This is a genomic window from uncultured Wocania sp. (assembly GCF_964021735.1).
Lineage (GTDB): Bacteria > Bacteroidota > Bacteroidia > Flavobacteriales > Flavobacteriaceae > Wocania_A.
Genome location: NZ_CAXIBN010000231.1, coordinates 1 through 4032 on the forward strand (window position 1 = coordinate 1; position 4032 = coordinate 4032).

Consider the following 4032-nt stretch of genomic DNA (forward strand, 5'->3'; position numbering starts at 1 on the left):
ACTAGAAAATTTAGTTAATTTATCTAAATAATGTTGATTGGTTTTTGCTGATCTTATTTTTTTCTTTAATCGTGTCTCATCAATTAGCGATTGGTAAAAATCTAAAAACGAAGTAGAATCATATTTTTGATTGTTCTTGTAAATCATCAAAAGACGTTTAGCAGAAACACCTTCGTTTTTATAATAAACAGATTGAACGTTTTTGAGTAACGCATTTAGTTTGGCATTTAGATTTTCTTCTAATGGATGCTTTTTTATAGATTGTCGTTTAGGATCCCATTGTGTTTTTAAAACAGATATTTCAGCATCTAAATATTGAACATCGTTTTTCGAAGTCTCAAGCTTCAGGCGAATTGCCTGGGTGTTATTTTGTTTTTTATAAGAAGATAAATAGTACTTGAAATTCATTAGTTCGTTATTAGTTCGGAATCACAATCAAAATAAACAACTATAAACAATTATGAATAATAAAAAATCATTTGTATTTTCTAGGATAGTCTTGAATATGTTAGTTCTAAAGGCGTTTACTCAGACATAGTGTGATATACATTTTGCACATCATCATCTTGTTTAAAACCCTTTAAATTCAATAGGTTTGTTCGTTTTTAGCTGGTTGATTTGTTCGTAATTTGTTCGTTTTTGGGTATTTATGCTCTAATATTTTAGTGTTTTTTAACTTAAATTTTTCATCTAAAAATATTTCATCGCTTATACCAAAAATCCAATTGGCATTAACTTTGAATACTTTAATAACAGTCTCTATATGTAAAGGTGTAAAATGCTTTTCACCATTTTTTATTTTGCTTAATGTTTGTCTAAGTACCCCAATAGCTTCGCAAAAATCTGAATCAAAACGTATTCTTTTATTGCTTTTAAGAATATCGATTATCTGGAGTATTTTCTTGTCTGAAGTGTAGGGAGTATTCATTTTTTTTTAATTAAATTTCTTCGTAAGTATATTCAATCGTGTAAAACACATTTCCATTAAAATAACCATTCAATTTAGTTGGAAATCCTTCATTATTATATTCGTAATCGAACCTTTTTTCAGAATTTATATTTATAATATTGTTTTTACTAGGATAGTCATCAATTCTTATAAGTTGAACTGGTATGTAGGCTGTTTTTGGGTTTTTCTTATTATCATATTCATAATTAGATATACCTCCTTGATTTGATACACTTTTTAATCTATTACCATTAATATATTCATAACTTTCCTCACAACAAAACACATCATCGTTATATTGCTTATCTAATATTAACTCACTTGAAGCATTATAACTGTACTCATGCGTAAATAAAATATTATCCTCAATAACAGACATTCCAATAATTAAATCGTCATTATAAGTATATGTTATTGTGTTTGCATGAGATCTTGAAACAGATATAGGTTTATCATCACTATATGTTATTTCAGAAATATATGTTACACCTTTATCTATTGAAATATATTTAATAAGTTGCCCTTTTTTATTAAACTCATAATTTACAGTTTCTTCAATATTGCCATCCTTGTCTTTTTCTATTGTTTTTGTTAATCTGTAAAATGTTTCATCTTCTTCTTCTTTAACATCATTAGAGTCACTATTACAACTAAAAATCAAAATTGTTAAAATCAATACTATTATTTTATTCATATTATTAGGTTTTAAAAAATTCGTTTTATCACTTTATAAATATGGTAGCAATCATTTAAAGAGAGATTAAAATCTGAATACTCTGGACTTTTATTACGGCTATGGCATGTTATTTCGCCTGTTTCATAATTCAGTTTTAAAATATCTTTATGAAAAATATTTTTATTACACATAATTATCCAACCATAATCGGTTGGTCTAAATCCATCTTTCCAATGATGCCTACCTAATTCTCTACCTAATACTTTTGCGCCATCTGGGGTGTCATTAATTTTACCGTTGTTCATGCTATCGCCTTTTACTACAAAAGCCTTATAGTTTCCACGACCCACTCGATCTACATTAAAAGTCATGGTTTCAAAATCTTCGCTTACCGTGCCTACTTCTAAGCTTTCTAAAAAACTAGCATAGGCTGCAAATGGTATTAACGGCACTTCTACATCGTAAGTATCATCTCCAAGCTCTATGTATTTATTACCGTTGGTATTGTATATAGGGTCAGGTTCGTTTAAAACCTTATTAAAAATATCATCTGATAAATTATATAGATAATCTATTTTTACATTAAACTTCTCTTTTACGATAGTTTTTACTGAATTCGATAAATCATTTGTTTTACCTCTTTCAATGTCTGATAGACTACCTTGTTTAATTCCAAGAGCATCTGCAAATTCTTTTTGAGTAAGATTTAGCTCTTTTCTAACCTTTTTAAAACGCTGATTATCAAACATTATCTATAAAAATCTATATTTATTTTGATTATATCTATATTTTATTTGGTATTAATATAGATAATCTATATATTTGTAACACACAACAACAAATTAATAATAAAAAAGCTATCAAAGCAAGAAAATAGCATCAAAATAATCCTAAAGAATTAGAAAATGAAGACGTTAACTAAAATTGAACACATCCAAAGTTTGTATAAACAAATTAACCATAAAACTAATTTCATAAAAGAAATAGCTAAAAAATTGGAAAAATCTCCTCTTAGCTTAAGAACTCATTGGTTTGGTAATTTTTGGAGTATTCCAGAAGATTATCATGATGCGGTTATAGAAGAAATTGAAAATAAAATTAAAACTCAATAAACTATATGGAACTGTCTCTCACAAAATCAGAAAAAGAAGTTGTTAAGCTAAAAGCCTTGGGATATGGTGAAAAGCAAATTGCGAGTGTTCGATTTAATTCAATAAATACAATTAAGACCCATGTTAGAAACGCATTAGAAAAAAACAACCTTAAAAACGGTTTTGAATTAGTTGCAAGGTACGCAGCAAATCATCCTAACATGTTTAGAAATATGATTGTTGCCCTTTTTATGTCCATACAAGGTTTAACAATGATTTCGGGAGATGACATTTATAGAATATATAAAACCAAAACCAGAGTTAAAATATCAAGAGTAAAACGTATTAAGTATTGATTAGTAGCATTGCGTAAAGGCTTCGGGAGTTGTTTTTTGGTTGGTTAGTAAATACCCGAAGCTGGAACGCATTTTTAAAAGAACAAATGATAACACCATTAAATTTAAGCGGAAAGGAGTTTAGCGAGGCACTAGGTATTACTTACAATGGTGATATTTTAAAAGAGCTTAGAAGCTTACAATTAGTGTCGTTTTTTAAGATTGGAAAAAAGTACATGTACCCTACAGAAGATGTAAAAAAAGTTAGCAATATGCTTCGAAATAACGAAATATCAATCAAAACCAACAACGGTTATTACATCACCATTAATAAGTTAAGAAAAACAAATTAAAAATGATACCAAAAGCAGACGAAACAGGAATACCAGGTGTAATACTAGCAATAGGAATGATTATTCTTTTTGCGTGGTTAGCGTACAAACTTTACAAAGGCACGAAAAAATGAAAACAATTAGAAACATACTCATAATACTATCAATGTTTTTTATGACATTTTTAGCAACAGCACAAGACCAGATAAGCTTTTCTATACTACAAGATGCAAAGTTATTAGTTTCTGGAGATAAGTTAGGTAATGAGCCTTTAACAACGGATCTAATCTTTAATATGAATTGGGAAGGTAAACAATACGATTATTACTATTTCTCAATCCAAACTCAATACGAGCATGCCAATTTAAACGGTGGTTATTTCAGAAGATATTCAGTACATGGTATTTGGACTTTAAACAGTCTTTTACTTCCAAAATTAGAAATAGGTTTTGGCGCAGGAATAGGAATGATACACAGAAACAGCGAGGGCATGGGTTCTTATAGCGGTACAATCGATTTAAGCTACCCAATTACTAAAAAGCTATATGCTACTGTAAAAAATGAATGGGTACGCAGAAGTGATTTAAACACCCCTCAATTAAGATATAACCTAGCAATAGGATTGAAGTATAAAGCATTTAATTTTTAA

7 protein-coding genes and 1 pseudogene are annotated in these 4032 nt (G+C 28.6%); 4 read left to right on the forward strand and 4 right to left on the reverse strand.

All coding sequences use genetic code 11. The features are described 5' to 3' along the window. The 4 genes and pseudogenes from AADI82_RS14125 to AADI82_RS14140 form a co-directional block, all read right to left on the reverse strand. Nucleotides 1-408, reverse strand: a pseudogene (locus AADI82_RS14125) (site-specific integrase); the annotation flags it as partial. 178 nt (nucleotides 409-586) lie between these two features. Then, a complete protein-coding gene (locus AADI82_RS14130; protein WP_341217066.1) occupies nucleotides 587-928 on the reverse strand; it encodes a helix-turn-helix transcriptional regulator in 342 nt (113 codons plus the stop codon). A gap of 10 nt (nucleotides 929-938) precedes the next feature. After that, a complete protein-coding gene (locus tag AADI82_RS14135; RefSeq protein WP_341217067.1) occupies nucleotides 939-1643 on the reverse strand; it encodes a hypothetical protein in 705 nt (234 codons plus the stop codon). 11 nt (nucleotides 1644-1654) lie between these two features. Then, nucleotides 1655-2374, reverse strand: a complete 720-nt coding sequence (locus AADI82_RS14140) for a helix-turn-helix domain-containing protein (RefSeq protein WP_341217068.1) — start codon at nucleotides 2372-2374, stop codon at nucleotides 1655-1657. Nucleotides 2375-2530: 156 nt separating this feature from the next. On the opposite strand from AADI82_RS14140, the gene AADI82_RS14145 reads away from it, so the two are divergent. The 4 genes from AADI82_RS14145 to AADI82_RS14160 all read left to right on the forward strand — a co-directional run bounded on the left by AADI82_RS14145 (nucleotide 2531) and on the right by AADI82_RS14160 (nucleotide 4032). Continuing rightward, complete coding sequence (locus tag AADI82_RS14145) at nucleotides 2531-2737, forward strand: hypothetical protein (RefSeq protein WP_341217069.1); 207 nt, start codon at nucleotides 2531-2533, stop codon at nucleotides 2735-2737. A gap of 5 nt (nucleotides 2738-2742) precedes the next feature. Next, complete coding sequence (locus AADI82_RS14150; RefSeq protein ID WP_341217070.1) at nucleotides 2743-3072, forward strand: LuxR C-terminal-related transcriptional regulator; 330 nt, start codon at nucleotides 2743-2745, stop codon at nucleotides 3070-3072. An 86-nt stretch (nucleotides 3073-3158) separates the two neighbouring features. Further along, nucleotides 3159-3404 carry a hypothetical protein gene (locus AADI82_RS14155; protein WP_341217071.1) on the forward strand — a complete coding sequence of 82 codons (246 nt, stop codon included), beginning with the start codon at nucleotides 3159-3161 and terminating at the stop codon, nucleotides 3402-3404. 109 nt (nucleotides 3405-3513) lie between these two features. Further along, nucleotides 3514-4032, forward strand: a complete 519-nt coding sequence (locus AADI82_RS14160) for a hypothetical protein (protein WP_341217072.1) — start codon at nucleotides 3514-3516, stop codon at nucleotides 4030-4032.